9 protein-coding genes and 1 tRNA gene are annotated in these 13,849 nt (G+C 66.1%); 4 read left to right on the top strand and 6 right to left on the bottom strand.

Features of this window, described 5'->3' with window-relative positions:
* From AC1DZ6_RS08910 to glmU, 4 genes are all read right to left on the bottom strand, one after another.
* Positions 1 to 1,093: O-antigen ligase family protein (locus tag AC1DZ6_RS08910; RefSeq protein WP_477096833.1), on the bottom strand; the 1,093-nt coding region annotated here is incomplete at its 3' end.
* Positions 1,090 to 2,460, bottom strand: coding sequence for a glutathione-disulfide reductase (gene gor, locus AC1DZ6_RS08905; RefSeq protein ID WP_477096834.1), 1,371 nt, complete (start codon positions 2,458 to 2,460; stop codon positions 1,090 to 1,092). The genes AC1DZ6_RS08910 and gor, both read right to left, overlap by 4 nt.
* Positions 2,461 to 2,464: 4 nt before the next feature.
* On the bottom strand, positions 2,465 to 3,145 hold the full coding sequence (gene rpiA / locus AC1DZ6_RS08900) for a ribose-5-phosphate isomerase RpiA (RefSeq protein WP_477096832.1): 681 nt from the start codon (positions 3,143 to 3,145) through the stop codon (positions 2,465 to 2,467).
* Complete coding sequence (gene glmU / locus AC1DZ6_RS08895; protein ID WP_477096831.1) at positions 3,142 to 4,539, bottom strand: bifunctional UDP-N-acetylglucosamine diphosphorylase/glucosamine-1-phosphate N-acetyltransferase GlmU; 1,398 nt, start codon at positions 4,537 to 4,539, stop codon at positions 3,142 to 3,144. The genes rpiA and glmU overlap by 4 nt, the downstream gene beginning before the upstream one ends.
* A 69-nt stretch (positions 4,540 to 4,608) precedes the next feature.
* On the opposite strand from glmU, the gene gph reads away from it, so the two are divergent.
* The 4 genes from gph to AC1DZ6_RS08875 all read left to right on the top strand — a co-directional run bounded on the left by gph (position 4,609) and on the right by AC1DZ6_RS08875 (position 7,632).
* Positions 4,609 to 5,352: a phosphoglycolate phosphatase gene (gph, locus tag AC1DZ6_RS08890; RefSeq protein WP_477096830.1), complete on the top strand. Its 744-nt coding sequence runs from the start codon at positions 4,609 to 4,611 to the stop codon at positions 5,350 to 5,352.
* A 45-nt stretch (positions 5,353 to 5,397) separates the two neighbouring features.
* Positions 5,398 to 5,472, top strand: a tRNA-Val gene (locus AC1DZ6_RS08885).
* A gap of 557 nt (positions 5,473 to 6,029) precedes the next feature.
* The gene (locus AC1DZ6_RS08880) at positions 6,030 to 6,668 is read left to right on the top strand and encodes a hypothetical protein (protein WP_477096829.1); all 639 of its coding nucleotides are present in this window, start codon (positions 6,030 to 6,032) and stop codon (positions 6,666 to 6,668) included.
* Positions 6,669 to 6,702: 34 nt separating this feature from the next.
* Positions 6,703 to 7,632 (top strand): hypothetical protein, encoded by a 930-nt coding sequence (locus AC1DZ6_RS08875; RefSeq protein ID WP_477096828.1) that lies wholly within the window; start codon positions 6,703 to 6,705, stop codon positions 7,630 to 7,632.
* Positions 7,633 to 8,269: 637 nt separating this feature from the next.
* On the opposite strand, the gene AC1DZ6_RS08870 is transcribed toward AC1DZ6_RS08875, so the two are convergent.
* Together AC1DZ6_RS08870 and AC1DZ6_RS08865 are read right to left on the bottom strand one after the other, a co-directional pair.
* On the bottom strand, positions 8,270 to 8,761 hold the full coding sequence (locus AC1DZ6_RS08870) for a hypothetical protein (protein WP_477096827.1): 492 nt from the start codon (positions 8,759 to 8,761) through the stop codon (positions 8,270 to 8,272).
* Positions 8,762 to 9,087: 326 nt separating this feature from the next.
* A complete protein-coding gene (locus tag AC1DZ6_RS08865) occupies positions 9,088 to 13,821 on the bottom strand; it encodes an autotransporter domain-containing protein (RefSeq protein ID WP_477096826.1) in 4,734 nt (1,577 codons plus the stop codon).
* Between the last annotated feature and the right edge of the window lie 28 nt (positions 13,822 to 13,849).

Raw genomic sequence — 13,849 nt, 5'->3', positions numbered from 1 at the left:
CGGTCCGCGACCGCTGGCTCAGGCGCACGACGCCATAGGCCAGCCAGCAGAAGAACACGCCCGCCAGGGCCGCGCCGATCCCGCCCAGCTCCAGCCACAGCTGCAGCTGCGCATTGTGGGTGTGCAGCGGGATGGCGAGGCCGAAGGTGCGGCTGGCGTCCAGGCCCCAGCCCCGGAACGGGTGGCTCTGAACGTGGTCGGCGGCGAAGGTCCAGATGTTCAATCGCTGGTCCCACGAGGCCGGAACCAGCTTGTGCAGCCACCCGATGACGCCGGTCTCGACCCCGACCAGAACGGCCAGGGGCGCCAGCACGAACGGCGCGGCCACCAGCCCGACCAGCACCTTGGCCGCCGTTGTGCGGAAGGCGTAAACCAACAGCCAGACCACGCCTCCCGTCGCCAGGGCGACGAGACAGGCGTCCGAGCTGCAGATCACCGAGGTGACGATGGTTCCCGCCGCCAACACCCAGATCAGGCCGGAACGCGAAAGGCGCACCAGGATCAGCGTCACCGGCCAGAACATCAGCGCCAGGACGTAGGTCGACAGCGAGACCTTGACCATCGCCAGGTCGGGCCGGATCGCTTCACCGGTCAAGGCATGCAGTTTCTGGTAGATCGCGGCTCCGGTCAGCGAGTCCGCCGCGGCCACGACGGCCAGCGCCACCATGCCATAGGCCAGCACCATCGCCGCACGCCGCCCGCCCAGGTCGGACAGGCCTCGCAGCGCCACCACGGCCGCGCCATAGGTCGCCAGTTGCAGGAACAGCTTCAGGGCGGTCAGGGTCTCGATGTCGCCATAGCCCTTGAGCTTGGAGGGGTCGATCGGCACGGGGGTCCAGGTCATGCTGACCGCCGCCCACAGGGCCAGGGCCACCAGGATCAGCAACGGCGGCGCGGCGGCGCGCGTCAGCCGCAGGCCCGGAAGCGCCAGGAGGCCGGCCAGGGCCAGCAGCGGCGCGAAACCCAGCGGCGCCAGATAGGCCAGCAGCGGCGTCATGACCGCGACGAAGATCGCCACGCCGTTCAGCCAGGGCGTACGGCGCGCCAGGACGTCGCCTGGGACGTTCGGCTCGATCGAGGAGGTCGTGGTCATACGGTTCCCATCTCAGACGGCATGTACTTTTCGCGCATGGTCACAAGCTCTTCGGCCAGGGTCGGGTGGACCGCGCAGGTGGAGTCCCACTGCGGCTTGGTCACGCCCATCTTCACCGCGATGGCCGCCATCTGGATGATTTCCGGCGAGTCCGGCCCCACGACGTGGACCCCGACCACGCGCTGGTCGTCCTGCTTGACCACCAGCTTCATCAGGCAGCGGTCCTGACCACCGTAGAACACACTTTTCATCGGGCGGAACACGGCGCGATAGACGTCGACCTTGCCGAACTTGTGGCGGGCCTCGGCCTCGGTCATGCCCACGGTCCCGACCGGCGGCTGCGAGAACACCGCCGAGGCGACCATGTCGTGGTCGAAGGTCGTGGGGTTTTCGTAGAACTCGGTCTGGGCGAAGGCCGCGCCCTCGCGGATCGCCACGGGCGTCAGGTTGATCCGGTCGGTGACGTCGCCGACGGCCCAGATGTTCTCGGCCGTCRTCTTGGAGTGCTCGTCGACCACGATCGCGCCGCGGTCATTGAGCTTCACGCCCACCTTCTCCAGGCCCAGCCCCTCGACATAGGGGTCGCGGCCGGTGGCGAACATCACCGCGTCGGTCTCGAAGGTCAGGTCGTTGCTGAGCGTGCTGAGCAGGCCGTCGCCGGTCTTCTCGATGCTCTTGTGCGCGCAGCCCAGCACCACCTTAATGCCGCGCTTCTCCAGCTCTTCGGCCAGGTGCATCCGCACGTCGTCGTCGAAGCCGCGCAGGATGTTGGCCCCGCGATAGAGCAGCGTGGTCTGCACGCCCAGGCCGTTGAAGATGCTGGCGAACTCCACGGCGATATAGCCGCCGCCGACCACCATGACCCGCTTGGGCAAGGTCGGCAGATGGAAGGCCTGGTCCGAGGTAATGCCGAATTCCGCACCCGGGAAGTCCGGCTTCCAGGGCCGGCCGCCGGTGGCGATCAGAACCTTGCGGGCGGTGTAGCGCCCCGCGTCCTTGGAGCCTTCCTTGGGCAGGACCTCGACGGTGTGCGCATCGACGATCTGGGCCCGGCCGTGCAGCAGGTGCGCGCCGGCCTTCTGCAGGTTGGTGACATAGATCCCCGACAGGCGGGCGATCTCGACGTCCTTGTCGTGCAGGAAGCCCTTCCAGTCGAAGCTGGCCTCGCCGATCGTCCAGCCATAGCCCTTGGCGGTCTTCAGCTGGCTGGTGACCTCGCTGGCGTAGACCATGAACTTCTTGGGAACGCAGCCGCGGATCACGCAGGTGCCGCCGACCCGGTATTCCTCGGCCACGGCGACCTTGGCGCCGCTCATCGCCGCCAGGCATCGCGCGGTGACGCCGCGCGATCGGAAGACGGAGGATATGGGCCTAGGGGACCAGCTTAACCACCCCTTGGTCGGTTCCCAGCAGGGCTTCGTCGGCCAGATCCAGGAACAGGCCGTGGTCGACGACGCCGGTCACGGTCTTCAGGGCGGCGGCCAGGGCGGCGGGCTCGGCGATCACGCCCGACGGCATGTCGTAGATCACGTTGCCGCCGTCGGTGACCACGACGCCCCGGTCGGCCATCCGCAGGCGCGGCGGCAGCAGTTCGAACTCGGCGGCGATGTCGGCCAGACGCTGGCCGGTGTGGACGTGGCCGAACCGGACCACCTCGATCGGCAGTGGGAACTTGCCCAGGGCGGTGACGTGCTTGGCCGCGTCGGCGATGACCACGCAACGCTTGGACGCTTCCCAGACCAGCTTCTCGCGCAGCAGGGCCGCGCCGCCGCCCTTGATCAGCGACAGGCCCGGGCCGACCTCGTCGGCGCCGTCGACGGTCAGGTCGATGCTCTTCACGTCGTCCAGGGCCGCCAGCGGGATGCCCAGCTCGCGGGCCAGGTTGGCGGTGGCCTCGGAGGTCGGCACGCCCCGGATGTCCAGCTTGCGCGCGGCCAGGGCTTTCACGAACCAGGCGGCGGTCGAGCCCGTGCCCAGGCCCACCACCATGCCGGCTTCCACCAGCTCGGCGGCCGCTTCGCCCGAAATCCGCTTCTGATCGTCGGCGCTCATTTGCTGTCCTTCCTGGCCTTCTTGGCGGCCTTCATGGCGCGGAACTTGGCGGCCCAGCCCGGCTTGTCGCTCTGCGGCGTCCGGCTCAGGGCCAGGGCCCCATCCTCGACGTCCTGGGTGATCACCGAGCCCGAGCCGGTCATCGCCCCGTCGCCGACCCGCACGGGGGCGACCAGGGCGGTGTTGGAGCCGATGAAGGCGTTCGCACCGACATGGGTCTCGAACTTGTCGAAGCCGTCGTAGTTACAGAAGATCGTCCCGGCCCCGATATTGGCTTTTGGGCCAACCGTGCCGTCGCCGAGATACGACAGGTGGTTGGCCTTGGCGCCGGCCCCGACCTTGACCTTCTTGACCTCGACGAAGTTGCCGATGTGGGCGTCCGGACCGATGTCCGCGCCGGGCCGCAGGCGGGCATAGGGGCCGATCAAGGCGCCCTCGCCCACGACCGCGCCTTCCAGGTGGCTGAAGGCCTTGATCACCGCGCCGCTCGCGACGCTGACGCCCGGGCCGAAGACCACGAACTGCTCGACCGTGACGCCGGCCGCCAGCTTGGTGTCCCACGACAGGTGCACCGTGGACGGCGCGGGCATGGTCACGCCCTCGACCAGGAAGGCGTTGCGGCGGGCCGCCTGCCACACCGCCTCGGCGGCGGCCAGCTCGGCCTGGGAATTGACGCCCTGCACGGCGCTTTCGGGCGCGAAGGCGGCGCGGGTCGACAGTTCGCGGTCATGGGCCAGGCCGACCACGTCGGTCAGGTAGTATTCGCCGGCGGCGTTGTCGTTGCCGACCTGGGCCAGCAGGTCGAACAACGTAACGCGGTCGGCGGCCAGGACGCCGGAATTGCAGTGCTTGACCTGTCTAACGGTGTCGTCAGCATCCTTCAGTTCGACGATCCGCAGCAGCACGTGGMCAGGCGCCAGGATCAGCCGGCCATAGGCGCCGGGGTTGGCCGCCTCGAAGCCCAGCACCGCCACGTCGGCGCCCTTGGCGCGGAGGTCGAACAGCGGCTCGATCACCGAAGCGGTCAGCAGCGGGCAGTCGGCGAAGGTGACGACCACGTCGCCGTCGAAGTCGGCCAGGGCGTCACGGGCGACCAGGACGGCGTGGCCGGTGCCCTGGGGCGGGTCCTGCAGCACGGTGGCGCGCTCGCCCAGCCGCTTGCGGACATGCTCGCCGACCTGCGGGCTGTGGGCGCCGACCACCACGACGATGCGCTCGCAGTTCAGGGTCTCGGCGGTGTCGATGGCGTGGTCCAGCAGCGTCCGGCCGCCGATCCTGTGCAGCACCTTGGGGGTCGGCGATTTCATCCGCGTGCCCTGGCCGGCGGCCAATATGACGGCGGCGCGCGCCCGACTCGAATTGGGGCCAGCCGGCGAAGAAACCGAATTGGTCATGGACGAAGCGACTCCCGAAGCACGGACCAAAGTTGCATTAGCCGCGCGTTTAGCCGAAAGGCCAGAGCCATGCATGCCCAGAACGACATTCTCGCGGCCCCCATCCCGAACGACGTCCTGAACGGCGCGACGATCGCCTTCGACCTCGACGGCACCCTGGTCGACACCGCCCCGGACCTGGTGGCCTCGCTGAACATCATCCTGGGTGAAGAGGGCCTGCCGCCCCTGCCGTTCGACGACGTGCGCAAGATGGTCGGGCGCGGCGCCAAGGCCCTGCTGGAGCGCGGCTTCGCCGCCGCCGGCGCGCCGCTGGACGCAAGCAACGCCCCCGCCCTGGTCGAGCGTTTCATCGCCCTCTATCTGGGCCGCATCGCCCACGAGAGCGCTCCCTTCCCCGGCGTGGTCGAGGCCCTGGTCGCCTTGCGCGCGGCCGGCGCCAAGCTGGCGGTCTGCACCAACAAGCTGACCCACCTGTCGGTCGCCCTGCTCGACGCCCTGGACCTGACCCAGTATTTCGACGCCGTGGTCGGCGCCGACAGCGCCCCCGCCCCCAAGCCCGATCCGCGCCACGTGCTGGCGACCATCGCGGCGGTCGGCGGCGATCCGGCCCGCGCGGTGATGGTCGGCGACAGCATCAACGACGCCCTGGCCGCCAAGGGCGCCGACGTCCCCACCCTGCTGGTGACGTTTGGCTATACCGAGGACCCGGTCGAGACCCTGGGCGGAGATCTGTTGATAGATGCGTTCTCGGACGTACCTTCGGCCTGCATCCGGCTTTTGACCTCTTGCGGTCCCCGAACGACCGGGCTATAGGCCCGTCCCTCTCGCGGCGAGGTCTTCGGACTTCACCGACACGGCGGATGCTTAGCTCAGCGGGAGAGCACCTCGTTCACACCGAGGGGGTCGCAGGTTCAATCCCTGCAGCATCCACCATTCCTTTCATACACTTAGCGAAATCAGGGATCTTTGATCCCCAGATATCCCCCCAGAATGGGTCAGGTTCCACCCTTTCCGGCATTGCTGGATCGTGCAGATGCGTCGCTCCGAACGAGCTCAAGCTCGCTGGAAAGCGCGAAGTACGCGCTTTCAGAAGTTGAGCCCCTTCATCTGTTCGATCCCAAGCAGCAAACACCTCTGCGGGCAAACAAGGGCTTCTACCTCTCTGATAAAGGTTGGAGCGTGGTCGCTGCCAACCTTCTGAAGCCAAGCTCATCACCGGCCTCAAGCGAGGGTATGTCGCTGGGTCGGGCGCTTCCCTGAACCGACATACCTTGTCTGTGTGGACCCGCGACTGGGCGCTCTGCCGATTGTCGGCGGCCGTTGCGAGGGGCGGCTGGCGATCGGTTGCGGCGCCAAATCCGCACGCGGCAATACGGCCGCCTTTCCAGGGCGTGGCTAGGGTGTTGTCCTCGCTCTCTGAGATTCGAATCGCGACACGTCGTGACGGCAAGGTTGGCCGGCTGATCCTCACCGTTACTCGGAGCAGAGCCATGACGATTGCCGCTGACAAATCCCTGATCAAAGCCGTGTGGAGTGGCCTGAGTGAGCCCGCGCCGGAACGGAGCTATCCGTTGAAAGTGCAAAGCTTCGTAGACAGGATAACCGCCACAGGCTGGGCGTATGGGACGGACATCGAAGACCTCCCATCCTACATGGATCCGCGTCTCGACCTGATCCGCGACGTTAAGTACCGCGACCTCGCCGCGACGCTCGGTCTGCCCGTCCGCTACGTCTACAAGCAGCCTCGAAAATCAGACGGCGAAGTCACTAGCTATCCCGCCCTGTCGGCGGCCGACTTCGCGTACCTGTTGATCACGCTCGAACGGCTTGGCTTCGTGATGGACCCGGAGCCGCTGGTGCGGGCACTACGCCCGGCGCTGCTGCAACAAGCTGAAGTGACCGAGCAAGAGCGCCAGGTCATCCTCTACGAGAAGCAGCGGCATCGGATGGCGACGATGTATCTGCACAACAAGCCAAGCGAACGGTTCAGCGACCTCAACGAACAGAAGCTGACCACGTCGGCGGGCTACAAGGTCACGCTGCAAACAACCGATCTAGGCGAGCCGCTAAGCCTTACCGTGAAGGCGCCGAAGTACCGCCGAGCGAAGACGGACGCCTCTGCCTTCTAGGCCTCCTCAGCAGCTCGCCGACGACAGGGCAACGATGACGATCGGGATTGGCCGCAAGTTCGGCAGGCGCATCAGCCTCCTCACCGACACGATGATTTCTGACAGCGCGGCGGGCAGGGCCGACGCCTTTCCTGGACGGCTCAAGGGCGTCATCCTTAGCCCTCACGTCTCCGTCGCCTATGCTGGCCACGCCGATCCGGCACTGGACGCCATCCGCCGCGCTCGCAGCCGGCTTCTTTCGACCGGAGACGTTTCGAAAGCCGCCGAGGTTCTGGTTCAGGCCAGCACGAACTCGGGAGCCGACGTCGAGTTCATTCTGGCGTTCCACAAGGACGGCGAGCCGCACCTGCACAAGATCACCGCGCGTGGCATATCCGGCGACTTGGACAATTGCTTTGTCGGCGACGCCGCCGTGGTTCGGGAGGTTTTGGCGGACGAACCAAACCACAAAGGGCACGAACACCCCGAATGGGGCATTCAGGCCGCCGAAGGCCAGTTCAGCAGCGCGTTCTTCAAACTGTTTTCGGATGGGGGAGCACAGGTCAACGACGCCGTTGGCGGTTTCCCCATAAGTCTTCTCGGTTCGCCCTATGGACACGTCTATCAAGGCCAGGCGATGTCGATGGCCTGGGACACCATCAACATGGGCGCCGGCATCACCGCCGCACAGCACAGAGCGCAGCGGGCGGGCGCGACAGCCTGGAGCTACAACGTTGTGAATGGATCGCTCAGGGGCATTGCCGTGGTCGGTGTGGCATTGCCGCAGGCCGGGCTTGGCTTCGTCTATTCGCCATTGACCGACGATGACCCCGAGCGCGTCCGCGTCAAGGTTCCGGACGGCCCAGGCTTCATCGATTCCGTGCCGCTGCAAGCCGCCGTGCGGGCGCGTGTGAACGAACTCATGACAACGATTGGCGGCGGGGTCGTTGAATTGGATGCGCCTTGGGAGGTCCCGACAGCTTGATGACTGGTATGGCCCGGCGCTAGCGAGTTTCACTCCATCTGGGGGTAGACCCCAGCGATGTCTTCGACCGAGCCGATCTCCATGAAAAATGCGCCGCCGCCCGCTAAGCTTTGGCCGAGCGCGAGGCGTTAGCGCGAAACCGCACTGGCAAAGCTCGGCTTGGCGCCGTGCTCCCCTCGTCCACTGGCGCGCCGACGCCCAACGCGTACTTGATGGCTTGCTGCCACAAGCCACAGTGGCCCAATTCATTCATCTCGCGCTTGCATTGGCGGCCGCAGTCGAGCGATGAGGTCGCGGTGCTCTTCAGCGCGGGTCGCGCGCGCCACGTTCAGGCGGATATAGAGGCTCTGGACGCCGTATGACCGTACAGCATCGTCCCAAGCCTGGCTGGCCTCTACCAAACTGTTGACGGCCGAACAGCACATGACCTGGAACACCGCGCCCGTCCGGCGAACATAGACGAAGTTGCCTCCCGTCGATGGCAGTTGGGCTGGGTCCTCCACGAGCCTGAAGCGGTAAACCGCCCCAGACGCTCCGGTAAGATCAACATGTTCATTCACCTGGGTAGCATCGGTGGCAGCCATAACTTCGAGGGGTAAAATATTAGCGACAAGCGGCGAGTGGTAGGATGGTTACGTTATTTTGAATATCTTACGGATAGGACCCAAAGCCCGTAAATGGATACGGCCAACGCGGCGAGGCATGCGAGGCGACCTGCCCCTCTAAAAACAAAAAAGGCGGGAAGGCTGACCAGCGATAGGGCCACCATCATGGCTCCCGCGAGAAGCCGTGCCCACAATGCTGAACCGTCCAAACCCTGACCTACCCGGAACAGCAAACCACCGAACAGAGCCGCCACCAGGGCCAACGCCGCAATGAGACCGAAGGCCCAGACAGCAAGACCGTTGAGGAACGACAGGACTTCGCCCGCGCCGCTCATCGCGTTCGTGAGCAAACCGACCAGTCCATAGGTCGTCACACTGATGTAATCTGGCTTCCGCGCCGCAGGCGGGGTTGCGACCATGAACGCCGCAACGCCCATCGTCAGCGCCATCACCGCCGAGGGCAGCGCTGTTCCCAAGCCGACAATCTGGAAGGCTCGGGCGATGAGGACGCGATGTTCGGGCAAGGCTTGTTCCTTCGGTTGAAGAAGCGACGCGGAGCGCCGTTGCAAAGTACAGTCCTTCTCATCCTCTGGTCATCATCATCGGCGACGCCACAGGACGAGGGAGCGCCCCGTGGCGTCGCCGCTCGTCCTGCGCGCGGTCGGGGGAGGCCGGGCGGACGAACGATATCTCCCTGACGAAGCTGATCGCGCGTGCACACTCGCCGAGCCCCCATGCATGAGAGCCCAAGGATGCGAGTTGCCTGCCCGAAGGGCAGGCGCTCCGCAGCGGCCACGCGAACAGCAAACGGCTCTTGGGAGAAGTGGCGTTCCGAATGGTCTGCCGACCGTCAGAACCTGACCAAGAAATTCGCGCGGAGTGTCTGTTCCGACGATGCTGAGCCAAACTGCCCACCGTAGGAGACGCCGAGGGTGGCGTCCGGCCAAAGGTCGAAATCGACGCTTGGCGCGACGATGACCGCATTCTTCGCCAGAGGGACCCCGGAGATTTCGAAGGTGTCGCCGCCCGGCAGGGTGAAGCGCGACGGGTCCACGTCATCGAAGGCGTGGCGCCAGCCCAGCGTCCCCTTGAAGCGCGCCGTGACCTTGCCGAGGGTCACGGGCGCCGCAACGCGCCAGCCAAGGTTCGTGAAGGTAACGGCCGAAGTGTCGCCGGTGGCTTGCAGCGCGGCTTCAACACCCCGTTCAGAGAAGCCGTCGGTGTGAAGCCGCACATGGGCGACGTTGGCGAAGGGCTCCAGGGTCGCCTTCCCGGCGTGGAAGCCGTAGCCGACCTCGGCGAAGGCTTGCGCCGTGTGTGCGTCGTAGCGGCTGGAAAACACACTGGTGAAGCCCGGTAGCTCGACCGAACGCCCGACCGTGATGTTGTGCCAGGAATAGGCTAGGCCCGAACGGAGGGACAGGCCGCCCCATTGTCCGCCGCCGTAGGCGCCAAGATGATAGGTCTGGCTCTCCGCCGAAGAATGGCGGGCGGGAAGGTGGGCGCTGGCTCGGCTGAAGCCGCCGACCAGGCCGGCCCGCCAATTGGTAAGCACCGGGGCGTCGGCCCCCATCAGGAAACCGCTCACCGAATGCTTGAGCGTCGCGGCGTTGCCGTCGCCGTCCATCCGTCCCCATGCGCCGAACCCCTGGCCCCAAACACCAGCCGGCTCGCGACCGTCTTGGGCGGGCAGCAGGCGCTTCAGTGTCGCCTCACGGACAAAGCGGCTTTCCTCGATCAGCGAGCCCTTGAGCGAAGCATGGATTTCGCCGGACAGTTGGTCGAACGCTTCGCTTGCCTGCGGTTTGGAGAGGTTCAGCACGGCGTTGTAGGCCAGATTGCCCCAGCCGAGGTGCTCGACGGCGCCGCCGGTGGCGATCTGGTTGGGCGTCGCGCCCGCAGCGGCGAAGTCGATGTCGTTGCGCGTGAGCTTCAGATAGACACTTTGCGCATCGTAGCTAAGGGATGGATCGAGGAAGGCCAGGTTCGAGGTGACGTTCGTGAAGGCGCCGCTACGGCCCCCGGCTGCCGTGAGGATGGTGTAGGTCGTGCTCGGATCGTAGACGCCGGCTCCCGCCAGCACCTTTACCGTGCCGCCGCCGATGGTCGCCGCGCCCGAGGCGAGGATCTTGTCGGATTGGCCGGCAGCGTTGGCTTCGACCTCGTAGATCGAGCCCGCCGCGAACGTGATCGATCCGTTGACGTTCAACGTTCCGATCGAGTTACCCGGCGCGACCGTGCCCGCGACCGACAAATCGCCGACCGTGCCGACGCCCTGGAGACGTCCAGCGGTCTGCACCGCCAAGGTCCCACCCAGCTTGCCGTTGACGATCAGCGTTCCGTCCGTGACCGTGGCGCTGCCCGCGAACCCGCTGCTGTCGCCGGTCAGGATGGTCCGGCCAGAACCGATCTGCGCCAGCGCGCCATTGCCCGATATTTTGCCCGCGAAGCTGAAGTCGTTCGAGCGGTCAAACTCAAGCAGACCGGTATTGGCCACGTCGCCGCTGATCGCGCCGGTGGCGCCCCCATTGCCTAAGCGCAGCGTCGCGCCGCCGCGAATGGTGGTCAGACCGGTATAGCTGTTGTCCGAGGTCAAGGTGACCGCCCCGGTTTGAACCTGAACGGCTCCGGCGCCGGAAATTGCACTTGCGACAGTCGTTGCATCGCTACGATTGAAGGCCAGAACGCCATCGTTGACCACATCGCCCTGGACGGAGCCCGAAGCGCCGCCGTCGCCGATTTGCAGCGTGCCGCCCTTGATGGTCGTGCCGCCGCTGTAGGTGTTGGCGCCGCTGAGAACCAGCGTGCCCAGGTCGTCCTTGACCAGGCGGCTCGACCCGTTCAGCACCGAGCCGATCGTCGCCACGTCGCTGGCGCTCGCGGCGGAGCCGTCGCCCACGCGGATCACGGTCGCGCCATTGTCGCCGGCTAGCGTGATCGGATCGCCCGTCACCGTCCAGCCTTGGCCGATGAACTGCAGGCCCGTGATCGACACCGCCGCCACAGCGTCGATTGTCACTGAGCCGGGATTGTTCTGGAACACCGCGAACTTGCCACCCCAGGCGTCGTTGCGCGCGCCGTTGGCGTCGGTCCAGTTGGTCAGCACCCCGTCGGTCCAGACACCGGGGCCGCCATTGACGGTGCCGTTGGCGGTCGTGGTGACGCCGTTCCAGAACTGGATGTCGGGGGCGGGTCCCTGGATCACCGCGCCGGACATCACCAGATTGACCTGATGGCTGATCGAGGTCTGTACCACGCTGGTGATGCCGTTCGGCAGGGCTCCGACGTCCAGCACGTTGTCAGTCAGGGTTCCTGTATAGTCGATCAGGCGATAAACGCCGGCACCGAAGCCGCCGATGTTCGTGACGCCGACCTCGCCATCCAGCACAAGATTGCCCATCACATTGAAGAGGCCCGCGCCGCCGGGCGCGCCGAGCGTCGCGTCAATGCGCGAGCCGCTGGCCAAGACCAGAGAGCTCAACGTCAGGGTCTGGCCCTGGACGCCCAGCAGCGTTCCGCCGCTACCCACCGTGGTGAGGCCGGTCAGCGTGCCCGCGCCGCCCAGCGTCCCGCCAGGAAATACCGCCATCGATCCGCCGAGCGTTCCGTCAACCAGCAGTTTGCCGCCCGAGACAATGGTGGACCCGCCAAACCCGCCGCTCACGCCCGTCAGCGTGGTGACGCCCGCCAGGTGGTTGATCGTCCCCGAGCCGGAGACATTCGATGCGAGGACATAGTGCGGATCGGTATGATTGAAGTTCAGCACGCCCGTGCCGTTTCCGAAAGCGATCTTGCCGCTGATCGTGCCGGCGGCCAGCGCCGGGGATCCGCTCGCCCCGCCGATATTGACGATTCCCTTGGAACCGGCGCTGTTAGCGATGCCGAGCCCGGTCAGCGTCGAAGCCGTGGCGCCATTGGATACCGTCAGTTCGCCAGAGCCCTCATAGCCGACGGACACGAAGCTCGAAACCCAGTTCGATCCTACGCCATCGACTGTGACATTGCCCGAACCGGTCGAGAGAAAGCCAACGTAGGCCGTGGCATTGATCGCAGCGCCGCCATCGAGGATCTTCAAGACTCCTTCGCCGGCGCCGCCCACGGCGATCCCGCCAGTGCTGGACCAGGTCGATCCCGCGCCGGTGACGGTCATGTCGCCGTGGCCGCTCGCGTCATTGCCCAGGAAGGCCTGCTGGTCGCCGACCTTGCCGCCCGACTGGATCGTCACCGCGCCAGCGCCCTTGTCGCCGACCGTGAGGTTGTTGCTGCTGAGCCAGGCCGACCCGGCGCCCGAGATGGTGGCCGTGCCGGAAGAGCCGGCGTTGACGCCCAACTGCCCCACCGTGCCCTTGACGGCGCCGCCGTTCGACACGTTCAGCACGCCCGTGCCATTGTCGCCGACATAGAAGCCGGCGCTGTTGGTCCAGGTCGAGCCGGCGCCATCGACGCTCGCCGTTCCCTGGCCGCCGGCATAGGTTCCCAGCTCGGCCGCCACGTCGCTGAGCGCGCCGCCGTTCAGGATGGCCAGCGTGCCCTGGCCGTGCGAGCCGACCATGAAGCTGTCGGTGTGGGTCCAGATCGATCCGGGCCCCGTCAAGGTCGCGACGCCGACGCCATCGACGCCGTCGCCGATCGAGGTGTTCACCGCGCTGACGAAGCCGCCGCCCGACACCGTCAAGGCCCCGGCGCCCGATTGCCCCACGAGGATGTCGCCGATATTGACCCATTTCGAGCCCGCGTCGGCGACCGTCACCGCGCCCGTGGAGCCCGCGTTGAAGCCGATCTTGCTCGTCGTATCGATGACCTTGCCGCCGTTGAGAACCTTCAACGTGCCCCCGCCGCTGGCGCCGATGTTCAGGCCAGCGGTGTTGTTCCAGATTGAGCCCGCGCCATCGACGATAACGGCGCCGGTGGATCCAGCGCCGCTACCGACGTTAGCGTGCACGTTGCTGATAGAGCCGCCGTTTGAAACCGTCAGGACGCCAGTTCCGCCGTTGCCGACAAGGATGTCGCTGCTATTGGTCCAGGTCGAGCCCGCACCATCGATAGTTACCGTACCGGTCCCGCCAGCGAAGCCGCCAAGGGCGCTGAGAACGCTGCTGACTGTGCCCCCGTTTAGAATATTCAGCGTGCCCACACCAACRTCACCAACACCGAGATTATTGCTGTTGATCCAGGTCGAACCAGCGCCTGTCACAGTCACATTGCCAATAGTCCCGGCGTTGGAGGCTATCGATCCAGAGCTGTTACTTACCTTGCCGCCGTTCTGGATGTTCAGCGTGCCCGTGCCGTTGCGCCCSACAAAGAGGGTGGTGCTGTTGCTCCAGGTCGAGCCTATGCCAWCGACGGTCACAGCGCCGGTCGAGCCCACCTGCTCGCTGATCACGSCGCTGGCGCTCGTTACGCCGCCGCCATTGGAAACAGYCAAGGTCCCAGTTCCGCCGTTGCCGACAAGGATGTCGCTGCTATTGGTCCAGGTCGAGCCCGCGCCATCGATAGTTACCGTACCGGTCCCGCCAGCGAAGCCGCCAAGGGCGCTGAGAACGCTGCTGACTGTGCCCCCGTTTAGAATATTCAGCGTGCCCACACCAACATCACCAACACCGAGATTATTG

The sequence above is a fragment of the Caulobacter sp. P1_B12_2 genome (genome assembly GCF_056406675.1).
The sequence above is the reverse complement of the archived record's forward strand: the minus strand, read 5'-3'. Positions and strand labels throughout refer to the sequence as shown.

What these genes read in the sequence shown, in the direction of transcription:
- rpiA (WP_477096832.1), bottom strand. Translation starts at nt 3,145, where the DNA reads ATGAGCGCCGACGATCAGAAGCGGATTTCGGGCGAAGCGGCCGCCGAG.
- gph (WP_477096830.1), top strand. Translation starts at nt 4,609, where the DNA reads ATGCATGCCCAGAACGACATTCTCGCGGCCCCCATCCCGAACGACGTC.
- AC1DZ6_RS08880 (WP_477096829.1), top strand. Translation starts at nt 6,030, where the DNA reads ATGACGATTGCCGCTGACAAATCCCTGATCAAAGCCGTGTGGAGTGGC.
- AC1DZ6_RS08875 (WP_477096828.1), top strand. Translation starts at nt 6,703, where the DNA reads ATGACGATCGGGATTGGCCGCAAGTTCGGCAGGCGCATCAGCCTCCTC.